Below are 21,846 nucleotides of genomic sequence, written 5' to 3' on the forward strand. Positions count from 1 at the left end.
GTGAAGCGAGCGGTAAGGAGATGTCAATATGCGTGCTTTTTGGGGGTACTTTGTTTTAATTGGAATAGGGTTGCTGATTGCGGTATATATTTCATTTCAATCGTTCTTTTCTAGCTCCAATTTTGATCTGCCTAAGGATGAAGAGCAGGTAGGAATGGAAGATCAAATTGTAATTAAGTTCAGCCATGTAGTCGCTGAAAATACGCCTAAAGGGCTAGCAGCGAACCGATTTGCAGATCTTGTTGATGAATATACCGATCACCGTGTCAAAATTGAAGTCTACCCTAATCAATCTTTATATAGTGATCATGAAGAAATCAATGCTTTACACGAAAATAAGGTGCAGATGATTGCCCCGACCACTTCTAAAATTACAAGCATATCGAAAAAGTGGATGCTTTTGGACCTGCCCTATGTCTTTCCAACGGATGCCGCCTTACAGGAAGCATTGAATGGAGAAGTGGGAGATGAGCTACTAGATCAGTTAAATACGATAGATATAGAAGGGCTAGCATTCTGGTCGAATAACTTCAAGCAAATTACAAGCAATAAGCCAATTCGCCATCCAGAAGATTTTGTAGGGAAGAACTTCCGGATTATGCCAAGTACGGTGATTGAAAGCCAATTTCAGCATTTTGGGGCCACAACATCTAAGCTGGAATTTAATGATACGTTCAAAAGCCTGGAAATCAATAAAACGGACAGCCAGGAAAATACGATTTCGAATATCTATTCCAAGAAACTATACGAAGTTCAAAAATATTTAACTATCAGTAATCACGGGTATTTAGGCTATGTTGTCATGATGAATAAGCCGTTTTGGGACAAGCTTCCGGTGGACATTCAGCAACAAATTCAGCGGGCAATGGACGATACAACGAATTGGCTATGGATCAAGTCCAATGAAATGAATCAAGCTCAGCTTCGAGAAATTGAGAAAAAATCCAATATCGACATATACACATTATCTGATGAAGAAAAAAAAGAGTGGATGGATAAAATGACGGTCATCTATCCGGAATTCGAGTCTACAATTGGGACGAAACTGATGGAAAAAATGGAAAGAATCCGTGAAAAACACTTAGAGAAATAGAAGAACCGGATAGGCAGCACAGCGATTGCCATGTTTTCAGAAGGAACAGGTGTCAACGGAACACTTTACATCTTGAGCCATGTCCCTCCTTATATTTTACAGTTTGATGGTGGTACTAATATAGCTCGAGACAAAGAAAGAAACTTTAAACTATAAAAATGGCAATAGCAAAGAAGAGGCGGACCCATTTGAGTCTGCCTCTTCTTTGTCTATTGCAACGCAGTTTGTAGCGTCTTGATATTTTTTTTCATTAAACTAAAGTAATCTTCACCGGCTTCGATATCTTTATCTGTCAAGACGGAAAGGTTATGAAGCTCAAGTGATTTCGCACCCATTTCCTTTTGAATAATCTCAGTCAGTTTAGAACTGATATTTTGCTCAAAGATGACGTAGTGAAGATTTTCTTTGTCGGCCATTGTTACGATTTTCCCTAGTTCTTTTTGAGAAGGCTCGTTTGAAGACGTAAGGCCGGTGACGCCAATTTGTTCAAGTCCGTATCGTTCTTCCCAATAACCATATGCGGAATGAGAAACGATAATCTTATTGGTACGACCCGATTTAATTGTCGTAGCGAATTTTTCATCAAGAGCTTTAAGTTTTACAGTAAGTTCGTTGAATTTGTTGTCGAAGTAGTCTTTTTGTTCAGGCATTTGCTTCGTTAATTCGTCCTTAATGCTTTTTGCCATTTCAATGGAATAGATGGGATCTAGCCACAAATGGGGATTAACGCCACCATGATCATGGCCGTCTTCTTCATGCGCATGCTCGTTTTCGTGTGCATGCTCATCTTCATCTAAATGAACCGTTTCACCTATAGCGACTGTAGTGACGCCTTCTTTGCTTAAAATCGGTTCTGCTTTTGTGACAAAGCCTTCAAGATTATAACCAATATAGAAAAATAGGTCTGATTCAGCCATTTTTACAATATCTTTTTGAGAGGGATCAAATGAATGTTCATCAGTACCAGGTGGATAAACAGTTTCGACGTTTACGTACTCTCCACCAATTGCTTCTGTGAAGTATTGCAAAGGATAAACGGTAGTGTACACGTTTAAAATGTCTTTATTAGTATCAGTAGTTTCTCCCTTTGAATTGCCACAGCCTGAAAGAAATAGCGCTGTAACCAGAAAAAGGGAGAGAAGTACACTTTTTTTCATATAAAACTCTCCTTTTTAGATAATTCGTATTGATTACGATTTGAGATCTATAATTTAAAAACGAAATGATTACGATTTGACTTCTGTATAATACAAAAGATTACACAAGAAAGCAAGGTTTTTTTCTAGTGATCTTCACCCTTTTTCTTTTTTTCGGGAACGAGGTCAATACCGCCTGGATGAAAAGGATGGCATTTAAGAATCCTGACGATGGCTAACCAGCTTCCTTTTATCGGTCCGAATCGACTTATCGCTTCCAAACCGTAATGGGAACAAGTTGGGTAAAAACGGCAGGTAGGCGGTTTTAATGGTGAAATCACAACTTGGTAAATACGGATAATTCCCATTAATACTTTTTTCAGCAAGACGTTTTCATCTCTTTTCGAGTAAAATTCAATACCGTTAATTATAGCATATTTTTTTTGTTTCCAATAAGGTTAATAAAGGAACAAGCGCAAGGATAAATCCGATTGAAATAATGGGAATTAATTTAAAAGGGTGAAATATATTGTAATTCAAGGTAAAATAGAAATGACATACAATTAAGGAGTGAATTAAATGCCTTCAGTTGAAAGCTTTGAATTAGATCATAACGCTGTTAAAGCCCCATATGTTAGACATTGCGGTGTCCATAAGGTTGGAACAGATGGTGTTGTTAATAAATTTGATATCCGTTTTTGTCAGCCGAATAAACAAGCGATGAAGCCGGATACAATCCACACATTAGAACATTTGCTAGCTTTCAATATCCGTAAGCATTCTGAGCGGTTCGATCATTTTGATATTATCGATATATCACCTATGGGATGTCAAACAGGATATTACCTTGTGGTCAGCGGCGAGCCGACAGTGACGGAAATCATCGATGTTCTTGAAGATACATTCAAGGATGCTGTTACAATTACAGAAATTCCTGCTGCAAACGAAAAACAATGCGGCCAAGCGAAGTTGCATGATCTTGAAGGAGCTAAGAAATTAATGAATTTCTGGCTGTCACAAGATAAAGAAGATCTTCATAAAGTTTTCGGTTAATAAAAAAGTTCCTGTCCATTTGTGACAGGAACTTTTTTTATTTTTCGGGTTCTTCTTTTTTTCCCTCATCCTCAGGCAAAGGATCGACCGGATCCACTGTATGCTTGTAGCTGTAACCTTTTCCGATTGTTAGGACCGATAAGGCCAATACAATCAGAATCACAATAATGGAGATAACTAAAACCGTAATCATACTTTACAGCTCCTAACGTTCACAATTTAGATTCATTTTAGCATAAGAACCGAGTCAGATAATGTTTCAATTTTCGAATAGAGGGAAATATAAAGGTATAACCAACTTACGGAGGTAGATATTTATGGCTCAGAAAAAATTAGGAACTTTAGTGAATAAGGAAATTGCAAACTTCAGTGTTCTTTATACGAAAATTCACAATTACCACTGGTTCGTGAATGGACCGCACTTCTTTGAACTTCACCAAAAATTGGAAGAATTATATAAAGAAGTGACAGCTAATTATGACGAGCTGGCTGAACGACTTTTAGCCATTGGTGAAAAACCAGTTGCTACGCTTAAAGAATATTTGGAATTGACTACTATTGAAGAAGCAACAGGGACCGAAAATACAGAAGATATGGTGCAAAGTGTCATCAGCGATTTCGAGAAGCTTTCCGAAGAGTTCCTAGAAATTATCGCAGTTGCTGAAGAAGAAGATCCGGTTACAGCTGATATGCTGACAGGCATGAAGAAAAGCTTAAACAAACATGCATGGATGCTGCGTGCGTATTTAGGACATTAAGGTTTCTTTTGAAAAGCTCTACTTCGGTAGGGCTTTTTTTAATATATTTGTACGATAGAAAGAGGTTCTGTGTCTATTTCACCAATAACTTTCATAAAGCGGAAAGAAAAAAGGCATCCCATAAAGAGGGATACCTGAATGGTATGTATTAATGAATATTCCGAGGTGGAAAATGTGTAGGTTTCGTATCGTTCATGCTGTTTTGAGCGAACTTCCCTTTTAACGTTTCAATAATGTAAAGGCCCATTAGATTGGTTAGTTCTTGATCATCCATCTCTTGAAGCAATTCGAAAATTTCCTTCCTGTCCAGTTGTTCCAGAACCGCAAAAGTAAGCATATCAATGTCTTCTTCATCACCGGTCAACTTATTACGGTACATATTGTATAATTCTTCAATTAACTTCAAAACTTTCACCTCACATTTTTTAGAAATCCGTTATCTCTTTATATGTAGGTTATCAAAAAAACCTCTGGGTGCATATAAAAATTTGTAGGGATGCTTGCCTATATTATATGTTTTACCCTATGAAAGATACTTTAATCTATTATTTAACATCTTTGGTCTTCTGTAAACAAAATTTTCCATTGTATGAAGTGGAGAGTTACGTGAAAAAATAAGCGTAGGATTTATTGAAAGGGTGGATGGATGTGTCTGAAAATAGGAAAACGTATTACATTTGGCTCCCAACTGGGCAAATCTCACAAGATAGGGAAGGTTCTGAGTGGAATTTTGAAATCGAAGCAACCGACAACGAAATCCTGCAGTTGCGTGAGTTATTTGATTACAATTATTCAGTTGGCGAAGAAAACTTTTATCGCGCCCACGTCCCGTATCTTCAATATCATTTTGACCGGGAAAATGATAAACAGGATATCACGCTTCAAAAGATATACGAAATGATTCATAAACTTGGAACTGAAGAAGGAAAGCGGCATATAGAGAGTATGGGAATTTTACAGGCAAAACGAACAGATGATGGCCTCGAATATTGAGAGGCCATCGTTTTTTTCAATGTGAAGAGAATTCTCGCTGGATAGCGGGATTTTTATTCCATATAATGAATGGTGACTCCAATAAAATGAAATAGTTTTTCTTAAATAGAGAGAGGGGAAATATGAAACAGTTTTGTGATATGAACGGATATAAGGTGGAATTCTCCGTGGATCCTGTTTTTGGGGAAGCTTGGCATGTTTTCGTGCTCTGCAGAATTAAAGGAAAGTGGGTATTGACGAAACACCGTAAGCGGGGATTGGAATTTCCTGGCGGAAAGAGGGAGACTGGGGAATCAATTGAAGCAGCGGCCAAGCGGGAAGTGTATGAAGAAACCGGAGGAGTGGTGGAACACCTGCAATTTTTGGGACAGTATAAAGTTCATAATCCAGTGAAGCCATTTGTAAAATCGATTTACTTTGCTAAGTTGAGTGAGATAGAGTGGAAAGAAAATTATCTAGAAACGGATGGACCGATTCTATTGGATGTGTTGCCGGATGTGCTAGGTGAGGAGTTTAGTTTTATCATGAAAGATGAAATCGTGCCGTTGAGTTTAGCGAGGTTGGATGGTTTGTACGAGTAAATTGCATAGATTCACGAGTAAATCCATCTAATTCACGAGTAAAACCCGAAAACTCACGAGTAAAACCATCTAATTCACGAGTAAACCCGGTAAATATGAAAACTGCCGACGAGTATCGGCAGTTAGGTTAATCCTTGATTAATTTTCGCTCGAGTAGTTCGACAAGTTGGTACATGATTGTCGCAAAGAAGGCAATAATCATCAAGGAGAGCATAACGAGGGTAAAATTGAAGACTTGAAATCCATAAATAATTAAGTAGCCGAGTCCTTTTGCTGAGACGAGAAATTCACCGACGATGACGCCGACCCAGGAGAGGCCTACATTCACCTTCAATGTCGAGATAATAGTCGGGAAGGATGCCGGTAATATGGCTTCCCGGAAGGACTGAGCCCTTGTGGCACCGAATGTTTGCAGTACCTTTAGGTAGTTGGGATCGACTTCGCGAAATGCTGTGTAGACGACGATAGTGGTGATGATAATGGAAATGATCGCTCCCATCGAGATGATTGACGGGAAACCTGGTCCGAATGCTACGATGATAATAGGTCCGAGGGCGACTTTTGGCATTGCATTTAAAATGACGAGATACGGGTCGAGCGTTTTCGACAACCTCGGCGACCACCAGAGCAAGGAAGCAAGTATCGTTCCAAGCAGTGTCCCGATGATGAAGCCGAGCACGGTTTCGAATAGGGTCACGCCTGAATGGGAAAGAAGTGTTCCGTCACCTAATTTCTTTATAAATAGATGCCACACTTTAGAGGGCGAACTGAAGATGAGCGGGTCAATCCACTTCATCCGAGAAAAAAGTTCCCAACTGCTGAAAAAGACAATGAAAATCAGGATCTGATAAAAGCGAATTAGCCTGTTTTCCTTTTTCAAAGAGGTTTTATACTGGCTATGAAGCTGTTCAATATTCAAGGCTCTCAAGCTCCTTCCAGATCGTTTGGAATAATACCGAATAGTGTGGGTGATTACGGGCATGAAAAGGTGTTAGTTCGCGTAGTTCATCAGGTACTTCAAAAGTTTTGTAAATTCTGCCTGGCTTCGCGGAAAATAGATAAATCCGGTCGCTCATTGCGATGGCTTCACCAATATCATGGGTGACAAGCACTGCCGTCTTTCCAAAAGATTTCAGAGTTTCAAAAACAAGGTCTTCAAGCTTCAACTTCGTTTGGTAATCTAGGGCCGAAAACGGTTCATCAAGCAAGAGGATTTTTGGGTCCACTGCGAGTGTTCGTGCCAGAGCAGCTCGTTGCCTCATCCCTCCGGAAAGTTCACGCGGATATAATTTTCCGGTGCCTCCCAATCCAACATCACTCAACAGTTTCAACGTCTTTATTCTCTCCAGGCCTTCATTCTTATTAATCAGCTTTAATCCTAATAAAACATTTTCTTCAATCGTTTTCCATGGGAAAAGATAATCCTGTTGCAGCATATAGCCGATTGATAAGTCACTGTCGGCCTTCAGCGGGTTGTTTTCGAGCAGGATCTTTCCCGAAGTGGGCGGGAATAGTCCGGCGATGATGGAAAGCAGGGTCGTCTTTCCGCAGCCGCTCGGACCAAGAAAAGAGACAAATTCACCTTTTTCAATGTCGAGGGAAATGTCCGCGAGTGCGGTCGCTGCCGTCTTATTTGAAAAATAAGTATGGTGAATGTCTTGGATTTTTAAAAAGCTCATCGGACATCCTCCTTACCTCTAGCTACTTTGACACTTTTTCAGCAAAATCGGTGTTTACCAGTTCATCATGGCTAATTCTTGAAGGGAGCTCATCGGCTTCGTCCATGATGTCTTGCAGATTGTTCCACTCTTCTTCATCAAGAATGGGATCAGTGGCAAAGGAGCCTTGTTCTTTGTAGCGGTTGATGACTGTTTCCATCGTGTCTAGATTGGTATCTTCAAAATAGGGCTGAATGACTTTAGCAATTTCTGATGCATCACTTTCCTGAACCCAGTCCTGTGCTTTTTTCAAAGCTCGCGTGAATTTCTGAACGGTCTCTTTGTCTTCCTTTAAATAGCTTTGTTTAGCCATATAAACCGTATAAGGAAGATGACCAGACTCGGTGCCGAAAGAAGCGACGATATAGCCTTTTCCTTCTTTTTCAAACACACTGGCAGTTGGTTCAAATAGCTGTACAAAATCACCTGTACCGGAAGCGAATGCAGTTGAGATATTAGCGAAATCAATATTCTGGATGAGATTCAAATCCTTTTGCGGGTCAATGTTATGTTTTTTCAACACAAACTCGCCGGCCATCTGCGGCATTCCGCCCTTACGCTGACCAAGAAATGTGGAGTCTTTCAGCATATCCCAATTGAAATTGTCAATTTTTTCACGTGAAACAAGAAACGTTCCATCTGTTTGCGTTAATTGAGCAAAGTTTATGACCGGGTCGTCTGATCCCTGCGCCACATAAATCGATGTTTCAGAGCCCACGAGAGCAATGTCCGCTCCATTCGTAATGAGAGCGGTCATCGTCTTGTCGCCGCCTGCTGTCGTTTTTAAATCAATAGATAAGCCCTCATCTTTAAAAAATCCCTTTTCAATCGCGACATATTGCGGTGTATAGAAAAGGGAGCGGGTCACTTCGGCAACCCTGACCTTCGTTGTTTCTTTTTCCTTGCTGCCGCATGCTCCAAGCGGAATCAGAAGCAAACACATGAGCAAAAACATGACACCTGCTTTACACCATTTTTTCAAAATTCTTTCCTCCTCATAAATAGGTATTTTGCCTACCTTATCGTATGAACGGGAGAAAAAATATGTGAATGCCTATCAGGGGATAAAAACTGTTGGATGTTTTACAATAAAGGAAAGAGAAAGGGGCGTGGAAATTGGAGAACGGATCGATTATTTCAAAACAGCGGTTTCCATCACCGCATCCAGAAATCCATCTTTATTTAATTACATACATATCACAGGGCTTGAAGGTTAAGGGATTGCTAGCTGAACCGGTGGATGGTGAGATGCACGATGCCTTCTTATATTTACGAGGTGGAATTAAAAATGTAGGCAAGGTGAGGCCTGCAAGAATTATCCAGTATGCTGCAGAAGGATTTATCGTATTTGCCCCTTTTTACCGGGGGAATCAAGGTGGCGAGGGCGATGAGGATTTTGCCGGCGAAGATCGGTTCGATGCGATATCTGGATTCAAGCTGCTTGAGCAACATCCCCGAGTGAATAAGGAACATATTCATATTCTCGGATTTTCCCGTGGCGGCATCATGGCGCTTTGGACTGGAATCTATTGTAAGAATGCGGCGTCAATTGTAACGTGGGGCGGTGTGTCAGATATGTTTTTAACTTATGTAGAACGGGTCGATATGCGCCGCATGATGAAGCGAGTCATTGGAGGCACGCCTAAAAAATACCCAGACCAATATGAATTCCGGACTCCGTTGTTTGCGATTGAAGAATTGAATGTTCCTGTTCTGATTATTCATGGTGAACTGGATGACAATGTCTCGGTTGAACATGCGTACCGGCTGGAAAAACGGTTGAAAACCCATGATAAAGAGGTAGAAAGCTGGTATTTTCCTCAATTCACACATTACTTCCCGCCAGCCGTCAACAGAAAAGTAGTCGAAGATTTAACAACTTGGATGAAAAATAAAACGGAATAATGTTAGAATGAAGTATACATTGGCCAGAGGAGGAGATATACATGGGCATGCCTATGGAACTCAACACCATGATCGTTACAAAAGGAAACGAAATTCGAGAACAAGAAAATATTTTCAGCCTAACAAAAGCAGGCTATCGGTTATATCCAATCGACATTCCAATTGACGTCCGTAAAACTATTCAATCTGACTCAAGCGGAACAGCAGTTATTCAAAAAGTTGAATGGACCAACGAAAAAACCACCATTACGTACCAATTGTTATCATTAAACTCAACCAACTGAATAAATGAAGTGCTTGCCGAGAAATAGTATCTCTGCAAGCGCTTTTTTTTTGATTTGGTTGGTGGAATTTGACCTTTTTTGCGGATAATTCGTCCTTGGTGCTAATAATTCGACCTACACACTCATAAATCGACCTACACGCTAATAAATCGACATTTGCACTGATAAATCGACCTACACGCTAATAAATCGACCTACGCGCCAATAAATCGTCCTTGGCGCCAATAATTCGTCCTACGCGCTAATAAATCGACCTACACGCCAATAATCCGTCCTTGGCGCCAATAATTCGTCCTACGCGCTAAATAAATCGACCTTGGCGCCAATAATTCGTCCTACGCGCTAATAAATCGTCCTTGGCGCTCATAATTCGACCTTGGCGCCAATAATTCGACCTACGCGCTAATAAATCGACCTACACGCCAATAATCCGTCCTTGGCGCCAATAATTCGTCCTACGCGCTAAATAAATCGACCTTGGCGCCAATAATTCGTCCTACGCGCTAATAAATCGACCTATAACGCCAATAAATCGTCCTTGGCGCTCATAATTCGACCTTGGCGCCAATAATTCGACCTACGCGCTAATAAATCGACCTACACGCCAATAAATCGTCCTTGGCGCCAATAATTCGTCCTACACGCCAATAAATCGACCAACGCGCTAATAAATCGACCTACACGCTAATAAATCGACCCCCGTAGCTAATAAATCGAGCATAACAATCTTCAGCAGATTTTAATCGTTCAAATAATATTATTTAAGAAGAATGGTAAAATATTGTTAAGCTAATATGATGAGGTGATTTTAATGATTTTAGTAAGTTCTTGTCTAGCAGGTTTAGAGGTAAGATACAATGGTACACATAGCTTAGATAATAGAATTCTGAGATTGTTAGAAGAAAAAAAGGCAATCACTGTATGTCCTGAGTTGCTTGGTGGCTTTTCAACTCCCAGAGAACCTGCTGAGATAATAGGCGGTGATGGTGAAGATGTCCTTAATGGGAAAGCAAAAATAATCGAAAAGTCTGGTAGGGATGTAACGGATTTGTACATAAAGGGGGCAAATTTAACATTAAATAAGGCTCAAGAAGCAGGTGCCACACTTGTAGTTTTAAAAGAAGACAGTCCATCCTGTGGGAGTTCGACGATTTATAATGGTGGATTTAAGGGGAAGAAAAAGGTTGGGAATGGAGTTACGGCTGCGTTGCTAAAACGACACGGTTTTACGGTAACTTCAGAGGGAAAACTGTTTGAATTTCTAAATGAAAAAGAGTAATCGGTAGAATTCATTTTCATTAAAATTCCAGAAATACAGATACAGAAAGTGGGAGTATAATAGAGTTATTGTTTTTGAAGGGAGGAGAATATATGGAGGAAATTAATCTCTATACTTTGCTGTTTTTAATACTTGCTGGTTTTATTGCTGCGTTCATTGACTCTGTTGTAGGCGGAGGAGGGTTAATTTCCATTCCTGCTTTATTATTTACAGGGATATCACCTTCAGCAGCCCTTGCTACTAATAAATTGGCAAGCTCGATGGGCTCTTTAACGAGTACAATCTCATTTATTCGAGCTGGAAAAGTGAATTTCAAATTTGTCATGAAGCTTTTTCCGCTTACTGTGATTGGTGCGATTCTAGGGGCATATGTGGTTCATTTTGTTTCCCCTGAAATCCTAAAGCCGCTCATATTAATCTTATTAGTTATCGTCGCAATTTATACGATTTTAAAAAAGGATTGGGGTAAAGACGCAAAATATAAAGGGTTAAAACGAAAGAAAATGATTATGTTGATCATCGCAATATTTGCTATTGGTTTTTACGATGGTTTTCTTGGTCCTGGTACAGGCTCTTTTTTATTGTTTTCATTTTTGATTATTGGATTTGATTTTGTTCAGGCTGCTGGAAATGCAAAAGTACTTAATTTTGGTAGCAATATTGCCGCACTTATTATTTTCTTATCAATGGGGTCAGTCAATTTTGTCTATGGAATTCCGATGGGCCTCGCAATGGTTGTCGGAGCATTAGTAGGATCGAACTTTGCGATAAAAAAAGGTGCTGCCTATGTACGTATATTATTTATTTGCGTCACCATTTTACTGATCGGCAAAAATGTCTTGAATTATCTTCACGTGATTTAATAAGAGGCATTCAAAAGAGTAATATATGATATTATTTTGATATGTTCATTTAGACTTTTTCACCAAAAATAAAGACTTTAAATAATAATACATGGCCGGAAATACTATTGGTATTTTTCGGCCATTTTTTTGATTCATTTTGTGTAATTCAAGTCCCAATGAACGCCAAAGCAATCCTTGACTTTAGCAAATCGTGCACCCCAAAAGGTATCTTGAAGTTCCATTAAGGTTGTTCCATTTTCACGCAATGTCTCGTATAAATGCTGGATCTCTGATTCGCTTTCACACTCCAGCACGAGAGAAATATTGGTCCCGACCTCAAGGGGATTTCCAGGAAACGTATCAAGATACCATAACCAATAACTCACCTTTTTTAATCTTAGCATGCAAGATCCTATCATTTGCTTCTTCAGGTGTTGGGAAATCAGCTTCCCCGTATGATTGTATATCAAAAACCTCTGCTTGAAATACTTCCTCATAAAATGCTAATGCATCTCTAGCTTGTCCATCAAATGTTAAGTATGGGGTAATCTGATGTTTCATTTGAACCCTCCTTTTTATTATGACTATCATTTCGACAGGTAGACATTATAATCCTTTTAATACTAGGGAATAATGTAGCAGCATGAACCCTCCTTTATAGAATGGTTTCAATCGGACCAATCTTTATTTCAATAGGAGGTAAACCTTAAATTTCCAAAATGAAAGAACTTGCCTGACGAACGTTCGTTAGGTTATGATAGGTTTATCAGAAATACAGAAAATAATATTCAGCAATGAAAGGTGAACATTATGAAAAGCGATGAAATAAAAAAAGCAGCACTCAAATATTTTACGATTCATGGTTATGAGGGTACTTCACTTTCTCAAATTGCCGAAGATGTTGGGATAAAAAAACAATCAATATATTCTCATTTTAAAGGGAAAGACGATCTGTTTTTATCTGTACTTAAAGACGCCAAGGAAATGGAACTTTCGTTTTATGTTGAGTATTTCAATATCATGAAAAAAAGTGATCCGGAAAAGACGCTATACGGATTTTTGGAAGAAATGATAAAGATGTTCCAGGAGGTTGAGAGTTTAAAGTTCTGGCTTCGTATGGGGTTCTTTCCACCAACACATCTATACAGTGAAATTCAGAAAGAGACTGATGATCTTCAGGTTCAACAGGAAGCCTTAATGGAAAAGATATTCAGAACATGGATATCCGCTGGGGTTTTAAACTCAGGAGATGCGCGAACCCTGACACTGGCGTATTCAGGCATCATCGTGGCCATTATGGTCGAACTTGTTTATGCCGATAATCCAGACCGAATTGCGGAAAAACTTGCGGCGTCATGGACTATTTTTTGGAGAGGAATTTCAAAGTAAGGTCAATAGCAGGAGATGGTATAAATGTCATTAAGAGAAAAACAACAACAAAATCTATTGGAGATAGAATCGACAGGAAAGGTCTTTCTGCGCTATCTGATTCCTTCTATGATCGGAATGGTATTGATGGCATTGAACTTTGTTGTCGATGGCGTGATGGTCGGCAATAAGCTTGGATCGGTTGCCCTTGCAGGAGTTAATATTGCAGGGCCCATTTATACAATCTTTGTAGCGATGTCGATTTGGATCGGGGTAGGCGGCGCAACGCTTTATTCACAAAGCATGGGGGCAAAGGATTATAATCGGGCACGCTTTATTTTCACCCATTCCATCATTCTAATCACAATATTCACCGTAATCATTGGTCTGATTGCCTACGCTTTTCACCATCAGCTTGTTTATGCACTAGGGGCCAATGAAGCAACCGCTCCCTTTGCAACGGACTACATGAACGTATTCTTAATGCTGGGTTTTGTTTTCACCCTAGAAAACACCTTAAGTATATTCGTCAGGAACAATGGTAATCCGAATCTGGCCATGGCATCTCTTATCGTCACGGCCATTTCCAATTTCGTTTTGAACTTCATTATCCTGTATGTACTAGATTTAGGGGTGCGCGAGATTGCATACGGAACAATCATTGCAGCTGCCTTGGGCATACTGGTTCTCAGCACGCACTTTTTCACGAAGAAGAACACGCTTCGCCTCGTTAAGTTTCGTTTTGAAAAGTCACTTTTCATTATGACAATGATGATTGGCTTTCCTAGTTTCTTAGCTGAAATAGGTGTATCAGTCTTTACTATTGCTCATAATAATGCGTTCTCGCGCCTTGCTGGTACCGACGGATTAGCTGCATTTTCTATTGTCAATTATGCACATAGTGTTATGCTGTTGATGTTTCTTGGCATCGGGTCGGCAATACAGCCACTAGTAAGTTATTATCATGGTGCAAAAGATGAAAAGCGGAAGCGCGAAACGGTTCGCATTGCCATTTTCACAGCAATTGGTGCAGGAATATCCATTACCCTGGTGGGACAAGTGGCGGCACCTTATATTGTAGATTTATTCGGAGACTTTTCTCAAGATGTAAAAGAGCTTGCTACAATTGGAATTAGAATCTTCTTTAGCGGATATATCCTAATGGGAGTCAACTTCGTTATGATGACCTATTTCCAATCAATTGGGCAAGTAAAGATGGCCGCTTGGATTACGATTGGACGCGAATTTATTTTCATGCTTTTATTCCTGCTAACATTGCCGCTTATATTTGGAATAAATGCAGCATGGCTGGCCATTCCATTATCAGAGGTAGTCATATTCTTAACCGTCTTACTTTATTTAAAAAGCGTAGGTTCAAACTTTGGAAAAAATGTCCGGTTAATCAAAGGATAAGATGAAAATTAGAAATTCCTAAAGATCACCAATTTGGTGGTCTTTTTTGCTTAGTTTTAAATCGTACAGTTACTAAAGGTGAAGTAATCAAAAGATGCAATTGAGTACTAGGTTTGACGCTAATTTGCAAGCAGAAAAGGATGTTTCATGCTGTTTTACGAAGCCTCAAATGGACGATGCTGATCAACACTTCCGGCTTTATTATCATATCTTCTTTTTTACTTTACCCCAAACCGCTTAGTTTTTTGATATAAGTTTATTTTATTGTGTTTTAGTGAACTGACTAGAAAAAAGGCACTATGCAACCGATATTATTGATAGAGTTTGAAAATTAAAAATTATTGATTAATTGGAGGGTATTTAACGTGAAATTATCTGTATCAAAAAAATTATGGGCAGGTTTTTTGTCTATACTTATATTCCTTATGACTATAGGTTTCTTTTATCTCTGGATCATCGCCGATTTGAATAAACAATATACTTTTTTATTGGATGATCGAGTGAAAAAGATCAATCTGGTAGATGAAATGATTAACAAACAGCAAGCTGTTTCAAATGATGTTCGTGGTTATATTATCTATAAGGATTCTACATATTTGGAAAATAGAGTAGTTAAAAACGAAATGTTTGAGGAGGCTTACGAAAATCTTGGAAAAACATTTACATCACAAGACGATATAGAATTGTTGGAAGAGATACATAACGCAAAACTTGAATATATGGAATTGGCTGAAGAGATAATTATCAGCATGCAGCAAGGCGATAGTGCGAAGGATCTAGATATAACTGAGAAAACGGATAAAGCAAGTGTCTTGGAAAAAACAATCTTGGAAAAAGCTGAAAAACTAAGTGACAATCAAAATGCTTATTTACAAGAGACTCGGGAAGATTTGAACGAGAAAGTAAAGGATATGGAAAGAATTATTGTATTGCTAATAATCTTTGGATTCATCCTTAGTATTATTTTACCAATCGTCCTGAGTCGCAGTATTTCTCGCCCGGTTCGCAAACTTACAGAAGCAATTGGTCAAGTTGCAGGCGGTAATTTACAGATAGAAGAAATTAGGATTCGAAACAAAGACGAAATTGGTGAAATGGCCGGTGCTTTTAATAAAATGGTTGCGGAACTTAAAGCGATTGTCTTAAATATGAGGGATTCTTCGTCACAACTTGCTGTTCAAGCAGAACAAATGTCGGCAAGCTCTGAAGAAAGCCTGGCTTCTTCGGAGATGGTCGCAACAACTGCTGAAGAAAATATGAGAGGGACAGCTCGGCAGGTCACTATAGTAGAGAACTCAGTAAACTCTATGAATGAGATGGCTGCAGCTATCGAGCAGATCACCGAAAGTAATGTCGAAATGCTTACCTCCGCAGAATCTGTGAATTCACTTGTTCAACAAGGATCTAACATTATAGATGATGTAACTACCCAAATGAATAATATAAACACTACGATTCACGAGTCAGCGAGCATAATGGAAGTAATGTCGAAGCATTCAAGTGAAATTCAAAGAGTTACGACATTAATTACGGACATTTCTGAGCAAACAAACTTACTGGCATTAAATGCTGCAATTGAAGCGGCCCGTGCCGGAGAAAATGGAAAGGGTTTTGCAGTAGTGGCTGATGAAGTTAGAAAACTTGCTGAACAATCAAAAATATCAGCCTCAGAAATTGAAAAAATGGTCAAATTGATCGAAGAAGCTACCGAAAAAGGCGTCGAATCAATTAATATTGGAAGTAAGAAAGCAGAAGATGGACTTTCTGCTTCAGCAAACTCACTCCAGGTGTTCAATCATATTAAATCCGCAGTTGGAGGAGTGAGTGAGCAAATTGAATCCGTATCCTCTGCTATAGAAGAAATTCAAGCGATGACCAAGGATGTAGCCGCTGGTGCGAATGCAATAAAAGAAATAGCGGTTACTTCAGCAGAAAGGGCAAATGATACAAGTGCTGCAACTGAAGAACAGCATGCAGCGACTGAACAGATTTCTGAAGGCGCTCAATCACTAGCAACCCTGGCCGAGAGTCTTAAAATGGAAGTGAATCATTTTAAAATCTAATATATAAGAAGAATTAGAAAAAGCCTAGCAACCTCTTAAAGAGTGTTAGGCTTCTTCTTTTGATTTATCGTTCTTTCTAACGTTAATAAATGATAAAAATTAGGATGAGAGGGTTGGCCGATTTATCATCTTATTGTTATCAGCACTCAATTTCTCTAAAAGTATTTCGACTATTCGCTTCGAGGCAAATCCATCTCCATATGGGTTAGAAGCTGTCGCCATTTTTTTATAGGTTTCTTCATTTGTAAGTAAGTCTGTGGCTAATTGATAAATTCGTTCTTCCTCAATTCCTGCCAATAAAAGGGTACCAGCCTCAATTCCTTCTGGCCGTTCTGTCGTATCGCGTAACACAAGGACAGGAACGCCAAGTGAAGGAGCTTCTTCTTGCACCCCTCCGGAATCTGTCAGTATTAAATGGGCATGCGCCGCAAAATTATGAAAATCAAGCACCTCAAGCGGCTCTATTAAGTGAAGTCTTTCCGTTTCACCAAAAATCCGATAAGCAATTTCGCGGACTACTGGGTTTTTATGAAGTGGGAAAACGACTTGGATATCCATGTGATCTTCAAGCAGTCGTTTGACGGAACAAAATATTTCTTCCATTGGTTTTCCGATATTTTCTCGTCTGTGCGCTGTCATCAATAGCATACGATCTCCATTCAAACCTGATAGAATTGGATGCTCATAGTCTTTCCGTACTGTTGTTTTCAAAGCATCGATGGCTGTATTGCCGGTAATATAGATAGAATCACTCTTTTTGTTTTCCAAAATGAGATTTTCTGCTGCTTGATTTGTCGGGGCAAAATGCAAATCAGCTAAGACGCCTGTCAGCTGTCTATTCATTTCTTCAGGATACGGAGAATACTTATTACCAGTCCGAAGACCAGCCTCAACATGACCAATTTGAATTTTATTATAAAAAGCGGCTAAGCTGGCGATGAAAGTCGTCGTTGTATCTCCATGAACTAGCACGATATCGGGTTGTAGTTCTTTCATAAGAGCGCTCAGTTTCCCAATCCCGCGAGTTGTGATCTCTTCTAATGTTTGTCTTTCTTTCATCATATTCAAATCGTAGTCTGGTCTTATTTGGAAACATTGCAGGACTTGATCAAGCATATCCCGATGCTGGGCGGTGACCACTACAATGCTTTCAATCGATTCTTGATGCTTTTTCAACTCCAATACGACAGGTGCCATTTTAATGGCCTCTGGTCTTGTCCCAAACACAGTCATGACCTTTAAACGATTTTTAGGCATTATGATTTCCTCGCTTTCTTTATTTCCTCCCTATTATAACGAGTTGTTCTTAAGAAAAAATTTTTTGACACAACAATTAACAGAATATTTACAAAGTTAATAAGACCTTTATATTTCTTTAATCCCCACTTAATATCGTCCATTTACAATAAAAAGCAGGACGATGAACATTTTAAGAATAGAGGTGATAGGCTCATATGAAAAGTGTCCTGATGATTGTACAAAACTTTTATCCTGAAATTGGGAGTGCAGGAAACAGGATGAAAAATGTATATCTCAATTTGAAGCGAAGCGGCTATGAGGTAACAGTCATCACTTTGAAGCCGAGTTATCCTCACCAAAGTTTATATCAAGATGCCCATTTTTGGGATGAAGTCGATATTGAGGAGAAAGATATCATCAGGATTCAACCAGATAAAGTGAAGAGGTATACAAGCAATATGGGGAGACGCTTGCTTCATTATTTGGAAGCGATGTGGCTTTTCATTTACACAATCATTCGACTGGAAAAAAAATATGACTATGTGTTTGTCACGACACCACCTATTTTCCCGATATTTGCGGCATTGATTGCCAAGAAAAAGATGAAGGCAAAGCTAATAACCGATGTAAGAGACTTATGGCCCGAATCATTGCAGGGAGTAGGCGTATTCACGAATAAGTGGATCTTGAAAATGGCTTTTTTCCTTGAAAGAAAAATATATCAGCACTCTAATCAAATTATCATCAATAGTCCTGGATTTAGGGATTATATCCTTTCAAAAGGAGTCAAGAATGATGATATCCAATTCATTCCAAACTCGCTCACTGCAGACGAGCTGAACTTGAAAAAAAGACTTCCACCCATTTCGGAAAATAGAATTAAAGTCGTTTATACGGGTAATATCGGACTTGCCCAAGATATTAAAAAGTTAATAGAAGTGGCTGAAAAACTGAAAGAACATAAACAAATTGAGTTTACGATTATTGGATATGGATATCGAATGTCCGAAGTCCAAGACGAGATTTCCTCTAAAGGCTTGACCAATATAAAGGTCATCAAAGCGATGAATAGGAGGGTGACTCTTAATGAAGTATCCTCTTCCCATATTGCGTATGTAAGCTTAGTTGAGAAGGATGTCTTTAACAAGGTGCTGCCTGGAAAAATAATCGACTATATGTGCGTCGGAAAACCGATTGTCGGTGATGTCGCCGGGCGTGCCAGACAAATGATTTCAGAAGCGCAATGCGGGATGGTGGCAGATAGTAGAAAGGTTGATGAAATCAGTCAACATATTCTAACAATGGCTTCTGAGAAAGCTTTACGCGAAGAGCTTGGTGAAAATGGCCATCGATATGCGGAACAAAATTTTCTATGGTCAAAAAATATTCAAGGGCTCATTAACGTGATGGAAGCATCTAGCTGACGGATATCTGGAAAAGTGGAGGTAAAAATGGCGAAGACGGTATGTATGTTTGTGTGGAATCATTTTACCAACGATGCACGGGTTCTAAGGGAATGCACTGCTCTTACCGAAGCAGGTTATGAAGTCGACTTAATTGCGATTCATAACTGGAAAAATGAAGAATTACCCAAAAAAGAGAAACATAAAAATGGATTTAATGTCATTCGAGTGAATAATCGCTGGGAAAGACTTAATAGAGTACTTAATATCGTAAAAAAAACAAAAAATAAGATGTTTGAATTGACTGTTCTCACCTTATTGGTTTGGAATACCTTGTTGAACATGAACCTGATAACGGGCTGGATCAGTACTGTCGTATTAGTCGGTGTTATGGCGCTTCTTGCAATAATCGCCACAATTGTTACGAAAACGAAACTACCGATTCTTTTGACAAGAAGCTATATTTTTTTTCAAATGGTTCATTACGGCCGGAAAAAGAGGTATGACTTTTACCATTCGAATGATTTGAATACGTTAATGCAGGGAGCAATCAGCAGTAAATTTCTAAGACGTAAAAAGCTCATATATGACTCTCATGAAGTTCAAACAAGCAGAACCGGTTATAATAGCCGGATTTACGGGATACAAGAGAAGTTTCTATTAAAATTTGTCGACGAAATGATCGCCGAAAATCATACTCGTGCTAAATATAATGAAGACTTATACGGTCTGTATCCGAAAGTGGTCCATAACTACCCAATCCCTACATTGCCTGAGGAAAGTACAGTCGTGGATTTACACGAGTTGCTCATGCTGCCAGAGGACGAGCCGATATTGTTATATCAAGGCGGCATTCAAACGGGCAGGGGGTTAGAGAAAGTGGTTGAGGCTGTGCCGATGATGGAAGCAGGAACGCTAGTTTTTATTGGAGATGGAAAGATCAAGCCTGAGTTAATAAAAAAGGTAGAGGCAATGGGTCTCGAACATCGGGTGAAATTTATCCCGAAGGTGCCGGTTGACGATTTGCTTCATTATACGAAAAATGCATATTTAGGTTTTCAGGTATTGAATAATGTCTGCTTTAATCATTATTCTGCTTCTTCCAATAAGTTATTTGAATATATGATGAGCGGAGTACCCGTCATCGCCTGTAGCTTTCCAGAAATTCAAAAGGTAGTCGAGACTGAGAAAATTGGTGTGTGTGTCGACTCCCATGATCCCCGTTCTATTGCGGACGGAGTCAATTATTTATTAAAACATCCAGAAAAAAGAGCGGAAATGAGCAGCAACTGTCTGAATGCCCGCCTTAAATACAATTGGAAACAAGAGAAAGAAATCTTCATCCAAATCTATCAATCAGCTTAACAAAAACTAGAATACTAGAAGAAAATATGATGAGGAGTGGTTATTATGAAATTATGTACAATGGGACTAGGTTATATAGGACTTCCAACATCTTTAATGTTCGCAAAACACGGTGTAGATGTTGTTGGCGTGGATATCCATCCTGATGTTATTACTAAATTGAATAATGGAAAGCTCCATATTGAAGAACCTGGACTAGAAGAAGTGTTAGATGAAGTGCTAGATGCTAAACGATTTCGTGCTACCTTGAATCCGGAGTCTGCGGATGTTTTCATCATTGCGGTCCCAACTCCAAACAATGAAGATCAACACCAATCCTGTGATCTTACCTATGTTATGCAAGCAACTTCAAGGATTCTTCCTTTTGTTCAGAAGGGAAATGTCATCATTATCGAGTCGACGATTGCACCAAGGAGCATGGATGATCATATCAAGCCATTGATTGAGATGACAGGGCTAACGATCGGGAAAGACATCTTTCTCGTACATTGTCCGGAACGTGTCTTGCCAGGGAGAATTCTAGAAGAATTGGTTCATAATAACCGAATAGTCGGCGGCATCACAGAAGCCTGCTCCTATAAAGGAAGTCTTGTCTATGAAACTTTTGTTAAAGGGGAAATCATTCGTACGGATGCGAAAACGGCTGAAATGTCCAAGCTGATGGAAAATACCTTCCGTGATGTTAATATTGCTCTTGCGAATGAGTTGGCTAAAGTTTGCTTCGAATTGGATATCAATGTATTAGATGTCATATCAATGGCAAATAAGCATCCACGTGTAAATATTCATCAACCAGGACCAGGGGTAGGTGGACATTGTCTCGCGGTCGATCCTTATTTCATTGTCGCTAAAGCTCCTGAGACAGCTAGAATCATCAAATTAGCCCGCGACACGAACGTTTCGATGCCGTATTATATCGTCAATTGTGTCAGGATGTTACTTGAGGGGATCCGTAAACCAAAGGTAGCGGTTTTTGGACTTGCCTACAAAGGAAATGTAGATGATATCCGTGAAAGCCCGGCCATTGATGTTGTAAATATACTAATGAGCATGGATCATGTGGAAGTATCCTTGCATGACCCACATGTCCAATCTGGGAAAATGCCAGTCGTTTCTGTCGAAGACGCTGTAAAAGATGCCGACCTGATTCTTGTCTTAACCGATCATAATGAATTTAAAGAAATGGATTATGATAAACTATCGAACAAGATGGCTCATAAAATGATTTTGGATACTCGGAATTGCATTGATGCTAATAAACATAACATCCAAATTGCCAACTTAGGCAATGTATTCGAATATAAAACAGAACATTTGAAAGAAGTAAGGAAAAAAATGATTATCTAATAA

General features: G+C 39.2%; 25 protein-coding genes. 15 read left to right on the forward strand and 10 right to left on the reverse strand.

Annotated features, from left to right (window positions below):
* Positions 1-28: 28 nt before the first annotated feature.
* The gene (locus JFU24_RS19735; RefSeq protein WP_201187025.1) at positions 29-1,093 is read left to right on the forward strand and encodes a DctP family TRAP transporter solute-binding subunit; all 1,065 of its coding nucleotides are present in this window, start codon (positions 29-31) and stop codon (positions 1,091-1,093) included.
* 209 nt (positions 1,094-1,302) lie between these two features.
* Here JFU24_RS19735 and JFU24_RS19740 read toward each other — a convergent pair whose 3' ends face one another.
* Positions 1,303-2,250, reverse strand: a complete 948-nt coding sequence (locus tag JFU24_RS19740; protein WP_201250322.1) for a metal ABC transporter solute-binding protein, Zn/Mn family — start codon at positions 2,248-2,250, stop codon at positions 1,303-1,305.
* Positions 2,251-2,375: 125 nt separating this feature from the next.
* The gene (gene yidD, locus JFU24_RS19745; protein ID WP_376103936.1) at positions 2,376-2,597 is read right to left on the reverse strand and encodes a membrane protein insertion efficiency factor YidD; all 222 of its coding nucleotides are present in this window, start codon (positions 2,595-2,597) and stop codon (positions 2,376-2,378) included.
* Between the two features lie 211 nt (positions 2,598-2,808).
* Here yidD and JFU24_RS19750 point away from each other — a divergent pair, with 211 nt between their 5' ends.
* On the forward strand, positions 2,809-3,282 hold the full coding sequence (locus JFU24_RS19750) for an S-ribosylhomocysteine lyase (RefSeq protein WP_201187018.1): 474 nt from the start codon (positions 2,809-2,811) through the stop codon (positions 3,280-3,282).
* Positions 3,283-3,319: 37 nt separating this feature from the next.
* Here JFU24_RS19750 and ytzI read toward each other — a convergent pair whose 3' ends face one another.
* Positions 3,320-3,475: a YtzI protein gene (gene ytzI / locus JFU24_RS19755; RefSeq protein WP_081113018.1), complete on the reverse strand. Its 156-nt coding sequence runs from the start codon at positions 3,473-3,475 to the stop codon at positions 3,320-3,322.
* A gap of 124 nt (positions 3,476-3,599) precedes the next feature.
* Between ytzI and JFU24_RS19760 the strand changes: the two genes are divergently transcribed.
* The gene (locus tag JFU24_RS19760) at positions 3,600-4,040 is read left to right on the forward strand and encodes a Dps family protein (RefSeq protein WP_201187016.1); all 441 of its coding nucleotides are present in this window, start codon (positions 3,600-3,602) and stop codon (positions 4,038-4,040) included.
* A gap of 148 nt (positions 4,041-4,188) precedes the next feature.
* Here the strand turns inward: JFU24_RS19760 and JFU24_RS19765 are convergent, their stop codons facing one another.
* Positions 4,189-4,455 carry a DUF6154 family protein gene (locus tag JFU24_RS19765; protein WP_376103862.1) on the reverse strand — a complete coding sequence of 89 codons (267 nt, stop codon included), beginning with the start codon at positions 4,453-4,455 and terminating at the stop codon, positions 4,189-4,191.
* Between the two features lie 227 nt (positions 4,456-4,682).
* On the opposite strand from JFU24_RS19765, the gene JFU24_RS19770 reads away from it, so the two are divergent.
* Entirely contained in the window at positions 4,683-5,033 is a 351-nt protein-coding gene (locus JFU24_RS19770; protein WP_201187014.1) for a hydrolase, read from the forward strand.
* Positions 5,034-5,155: 122 nt separating this feature from the next.
* The gene (gene ytkD, locus JFU24_RS19775) at positions 5,156-5,614 is read left to right on the forward strand and encodes an RNA deprotection pyrophosphohydrolase (protein WP_201187012.1); all 459 of its coding nucleotides are present in this window, start codon (positions 5,156-5,158) and stop codon (positions 5,612-5,614) included.
* Between the two features lie 127 nt (positions 5,615-5,741).
* Here the strand turns inward: ytkD and JFU24_RS19780 are convergent, their stop codons facing one another.
* Genes JFU24_RS19780 through JFU24_RS19790 form a run of 3 tightly spaced genes read right to left on the reverse strand, consistent with a single transcriptional unit; the run spans position 5,742 to position 8,287 of the window.
* Positions 5,742-6,542: an ABC transporter permease gene (locus JFU24_RS19780; RefSeq protein WP_242485369.1), complete on the reverse strand. Its 801-nt coding sequence runs from the start codon at positions 6,540-6,542 to the stop codon at positions 5,742-5,744.
* Positions 6,523-7,293 carry an ABC transporter ATP-binding protein gene (locus tag JFU24_RS19785; protein WP_201222843.1) on the reverse strand — a complete coding sequence of 257 codons (771 nt, stop codon included), beginning with the start codon at positions 7,291-7,293 and terminating at the stop codon, positions 6,523-6,525. Before JFU24_RS19785 ends, JFU24_RS19780 begins: the two co-directional genes overlap by 20 nt.
* Positions 7,294-7,315: 22 nt before the next feature.
* Positions 7,316-8,287, reverse strand: a complete 972-nt coding sequence (locus JFU24_RS19790; RefSeq protein ID WP_201188091.1) for an ABC transporter substrate-binding protein — start codon at positions 8,285-8,287, stop codon at positions 7,316-7,318.
* 161 nt (positions 8,288-8,448) lie between these two features.
* On the opposite strand from JFU24_RS19790, the gene JFU24_RS19795 reads away from it, so the two are divergent.
* The 4 genes from JFU24_RS19795 (at position 8,449) to JFU24_RS19810 (ending at position 11,663) form a co-directional block, all read left to right on the forward strand.
* Positions 8,449-9,237: an alpha/beta hydrolase family protein gene (locus JFU24_RS19795; RefSeq protein WP_201187006.1), complete on the forward strand. Its 789-nt coding sequence runs from the start codon at positions 8,449-8,451 to the stop codon at positions 9,235-9,237.
* A 41-nt stretch (positions 9,238-9,278) separates the two neighbouring features.
* Positions 9,279-9,521, forward strand: coding sequence for a DUF2584 domain-containing protein (locus JFU24_RS19800; RefSeq protein WP_053347907.1), 243 nt, complete (start codon positions 9,279-9,281; stop codon positions 9,519-9,521).
* Positions 9,522-10,332: 811 nt separating this feature from the next.
* Positions 10,333-10,800 carry a DUF523 domain-containing protein gene (locus JFU24_RS19805; RefSeq protein ID WP_201222844.1) on the forward strand — a complete coding sequence of 156 codons (468 nt, stop codon included), beginning with the start codon at positions 10,333-10,335 and terminating at the stop codon, positions 10,798-10,800.
* A gap of 92 nt (positions 10,801-10,892) precedes the next feature.
* Positions 10,893-11,663 carry a TSUP family transporter gene (locus JFU24_RS19810; RefSeq protein WP_201187002.1) on the forward strand — a complete coding sequence of 257 codons (771 nt, stop codon included), beginning with the start codon at positions 10,893-10,895 and terminating at the stop codon, positions 11,661-11,663.
* A gap of 134 nt (positions 11,664-11,797) precedes the next feature.
* Here the strand turns inward: JFU24_RS19810 and JFU24_RS31055 are convergent, their stop codons facing one another.
* Positions 11,798-12,031, reverse strand: a complete 234-nt coding sequence (locus JFU24_RS31055) for a VOC family protein (protein ID WP_342214691.1) — start codon at positions 12,029-12,031, stop codon at positions 11,798-11,800.
* Complete coding sequence (locus JFU24_RS31060; protein ID WP_342214692.1) at positions 12,006-12,206, reverse strand: hypothetical protein; 201 nt, start codon at positions 12,204-12,206, stop codon at positions 12,006-12,008. The genes JFU24_RS31055 and JFU24_RS31060 overlap by 26 nt, the downstream gene beginning before the upstream one ends.
* Positions 12,207-12,455: 249 nt before the next feature.
* Here JFU24_RS31060 and JFU24_RS19820 point away from each other — a divergent pair, with 249 nt between their 5' ends.
* From JFU24_RS19820 to JFU24_RS19830, 3 genes are all read left to right on the forward strand, one after another.
* Entirely contained in the window at positions 12,456-13,034 is a 579-nt protein-coding gene (locus tag JFU24_RS19820; RefSeq protein WP_201187000.1) for a TetR/AcrR family transcriptional regulator, read from the forward strand.
* 24 nt (positions 13,035-13,058) lie between these two features.
* Positions 13,059-14,426, forward strand: coding sequence for an MATE family efflux transporter (locus JFU24_RS19825; RefSeq protein ID WP_098175257.1), 1,368 nt, complete (start codon positions 13,059-13,061; stop codon positions 14,424-14,426).
* 365 nt (positions 14,427-14,791) lie between these two features.
* A complete protein-coding gene (locus tag JFU24_RS19830; protein WP_201222848.1) occupies positions 14,792-16,489 on the forward strand; it encodes a methyl-accepting chemotaxis protein in 1,698 nt (565 codons plus the stop codon).
* A gap of 99 nt (positions 16,490-16,588) precedes the next feature.
* Here the strand turns inward: JFU24_RS19830 and wecB are convergent, their stop codons facing one another.
* Positions 16,589-17,746: a non-hydrolyzing UDP-N-acetylglucosamine 2-epimerase gene (wecB, locus tag JFU24_RS19835; protein WP_201250323.1), complete on the reverse strand. Its 1,158-nt coding sequence runs from the start codon at positions 17,744-17,746 to the stop codon at positions 16,589-16,591.
* Positions 17,747-17,943: 197 nt separating this feature from the next.
* Here wecB and JFU24_RS19840 point away from each other — a divergent pair, with 197 nt between their 5' ends.
* Genes JFU24_RS19840 through JFU24_RS19850 form a run of 3 tightly spaced genes read left to right on the forward strand, consistent with a single transcriptional unit; the run spans position 17,944 to position 21,843 of the window.
* A complete protein-coding gene (locus tag JFU24_RS19840) occupies positions 17,944-19,152 on the forward strand; it encodes a glycosyltransferase family 4 protein (RefSeq protein WP_201186994.1) in 1,209 nt (402 codons plus the stop codon).
* Positions 19,153-19,179: 27 nt separating this feature from the next.
* Positions 19,180-20,496, forward strand: coding sequence for a glycosyltransferase (locus JFU24_RS19845; protein ID WP_242485370.1), 1,317 nt, complete (start codon positions 19,180-19,182; stop codon positions 20,494-20,496).
* Between the two features lie 45 nt (positions 20,497-20,541).
* Positions 20,542-21,843, forward strand: coding sequence for a nucleotide sugar dehydrogenase (locus tag JFU24_RS19850; RefSeq protein ID WP_201222852.1), 1,302 nt, complete (start codon positions 20,542-20,544; stop codon positions 21,841-21,843).
* Positions 21,844-21,846: the final 3 nt, after the last annotated feature.

It is taken from the genome of Peribacillus sp. TH27, assembly GCF_016650915.1.
Classification (GTDB): domain Bacteria; phylum Bacillota; class Bacilli; order Bacillales; family DSM-1321; genus Peribacillus; species Peribacillus butanolivorans.

Bases quoted from the DNA above. Each gene is read 5' to 3' on its own strand.
- JFU24_RS19785 (WP_201222843.1), bottom strand. From the start codon at position 7,293: ATGAGCTTTTTAAAAATCCAAGACATTCACCATACTTATTTTTCAAAT.
- JFU24_RS19810 (WP_201187002.1), top strand. From the start codon at position 10,893: ATGGAGGAAATTAATCTCTATACTTTGCTGTTTTTAATACTTGCTGGT.
- JFU24_RS19760 (WP_201187016.1), top strand. From the start codon at position 3,600: ATGGCTCAGAAAAAATTAGGAACTTTAGTGAATAAGGAAATTGCAAAC.
- JFU24_RS19790 (WP_201188091.1), bottom strand. From the start codon at position 8,287: ATGTTTTTGCTCATGTGTTTGCTTCTGATTCCGCTTGGAGCATGCGGC.
- JFU24_RS19825 (WP_098175257.1), top strand. From the start codon at position 13,059: ATGTCATTAAGAGAAAAACAACAACAAAATCTATTGGAGATAGAATCG.
- JFU24_RS19735 (WP_201187025.1), top strand. From the start codon at position 29: ATGCGTGCTTTTTGGGGGTACTTTGTTTTAATTGGAATAGGGTTGCTG.
- JFU24_RS19805 (WP_201222844.1), top strand. From the start codon at position 10,333: ATGATTTTAGTAAGTTCTTGTCTAGCAGGTTTAGAGGTAAGATACAAT.
- JFU24_RS19845 (WP_242485370.1), top strand. From the start codon at position 19,180: ATGGCGAAGACGGTATGTATGTTTGTGTGGAATCATTTTACCAACGAT.
- JFU24_RS19840 (WP_201186994.1), top strand. From the start codon at position 17,944: ATGAAAAGTGTCCTGATGATTGTACAAAACTTTTATCCTGAAATTGGG.
- ytkD (WP_201187012.1), top strand. From the start codon at position 5,156: ATGAAACAGTTTTGTGATATGAACGGATATAAGGTGGAATTCTCCGTG.
- yidD (WP_376103936.1), bottom strand. From the start codon at position 2,597: ATGGGAATTATCCGTATTTACCAAGTTGTGATTTCACCATTAAAACCG.
- JFU24_RS19750 (WP_201187018.1), top strand. From the start codon at position 2,809: ATGCCTTCAGTTGAAAGCTTTGAATTAGATCATAACGCTGTTAAAGCC.
- JFU24_RS19770 (WP_201187014.1), top strand. From the start codon at position 4,683: ATGGATGTGTCTGAAAATAGGAAAACGTATTACATTTGGCTCCCAACT.
- JFU24_RS19820 (WP_201187000.1), top strand. From the start codon at position 12,456: ATGAAAAGCGATGAAATAAAAAAAGCAGCACTCAAATATTTTACGATT.
- JFU24_RS31060 (WP_342214692.1), bottom strand. From the start codon at position 12,206: ATGAAACATCAGATTACCCCATACTTAACATTTGATGGACAAGCTAGA.
- wecB (WP_201250323.1), bottom strand. From the start codon at position 17,746: ATGCCTAAAAATCGTTTAAAGGTCATGACTGTGTTTGGGACAAGACCA.
- JFU24_RS19740 (WP_201250322.1), bottom strand. From the start codon at position 2,250: ATGAAAAAAAGTGTACTTCTCTCCCTTTTTCTGGTTACAGCGCTATTT.
- ytzI (WP_081113018.1), bottom strand. From the start codon at position 3,475: ATGATTACGGTTTTAGTTATCTCCATTATTGTGATTCTGATTGTATTG.
- JFU24_RS19800 (WP_053347907.1), top strand. From the start codon at position 9,279: ATGGGCATGCCTATGGAACTCAACACCATGATCGTTACAAAAGGAAAC.
- JFU24_RS19850 (WP_201222852.1), top strand. From the start codon at position 20,542: ATGAAATTATGTACAATGGGACTAGGTTATATAGGACTTCCAACATCT.